The 1,034-nt window shown below is 70.8% G+C and carries 2 protein-coding genes and 1 pseudogene; all 3 read left to right on the top strand.

What is annotated here, in order from left to right; genetic code table 11:
* Positions 1-41: 41 nt before the first annotated feature.
* Complete coding sequence (locus ACWIE7_RS19500; protein WP_454070378.1) at positions 42-161, top strand: hypothetical protein; 120 nt, start codon at positions 42-44, stop codon at positions 159-161.
* Positions 162-173: 12 nt separating this feature from the next.
* Complete coding sequence (locus tag ACWIE7_RS19495) at positions 174-716, top strand: methylated-DNA--[protein]-cysteine S-methyltransferase (protein ID WP_454070377.1); 543 nt, start codon at positions 174-176, stop codon at positions 714-716.
* Between the two features lie 100 nt (positions 717-816).
* A pseudogene (locus tag ACWIE7_RS19490) lies at positions 817-1,034 on the top strand (ergothioneine biosynthesis protein EgtB); the annotation flags it as partial.

The raw sequence follows: 1,034 nt of genomic DNA, 5'->3' as shown, positions 1-1,034 counted from the left end.
GCGCCGACGGTACCGGGCCGCTCCTCACCCGGCTGCAGGCCGTGCCCATCACCACCGCCGAGATGTCCGCGATCGTGAAGGAGGGTGCCGACGCGTTGTTCGAGAAACTCGACACTGTGGACGCCGACGTCACCAACCCCGACCGGCCCAGCGTCGTCTGACGAGCGACGGGCATGAGCACCGTGCTGGTGCGCGTCCTCGACACCCTCGCCGGGCGCCTCGTGGTGGAGGCCACCGCGCGGGGCATCGCGCGGATCGACCGCGTGGGGTCGGACGTTGTGGTGGGGGATGACCACGACGACGACAACGCCGGCCGACCCTCCACCGACCCGGCGGCGGACCATGTCGCCCGCCTGGCCGAGTACCTCGACGGCTACTTCGCCGGGACCCGGCGCAGTATCGACGTGCCGCTGGACCTCGAGGCCGCCGGCGTCCACGACGAGTTCTCCCGCGAGGTGTACCGGGAGATCCAGCACATACCGTACGGCGAGACCAGCACGTACGGGCAGATCAGCGTGGATGCCGGGCGCCCGCGGAATGCGCGTCGCGTCGGGCGGTTGTGCAGCCTCGTGCCCGCGCAGTTCCTTATTCCGGTGCACCGCGTCATCCGCGCCGACGGTGGGCTCGGCGCCTGCCCCGAGCACCGGCTGCAACTCCTCAAACACGAACGGCGCAACCTCCACGCGGGCCGACCCGTGGCGTTCCCGCGCACCTGAAAATCGGCTGCGCCGTTAGCGGTGTGACACCCTCCGCGGTGTGGTTACGGTGGCCCCAACGCACGAGCCCACCCGCCGTCCACAACGCACAGGAGAGCACATGACCGTCGGATCAGTGACCACCGCGCCGCGCGCCCAGAGCGCTGCCGAGAGATTCCTTCAGGTGCGAGGCCTGACCGACCTGCTCGCCTCGCGGCTGAGCGCCGAAGACCAGGTGCCGCAATCCATGACCGCGGCCAGCCCCGCCGCCTGGCACCGCGCCCACACCACCTGGTTCTTCGAGGAGTTCGTGCTCGGCCGCGTGCCCGGCTACGAGTC

The sequence above is a fragment of the Dietzia sp. NPDC055343 genome (assembly GCF_053645265.1).
Note: the sequence above shows the minus strand (reverse complement) of the source record. Positions and strands in the feature narration are given on the sequence as shown.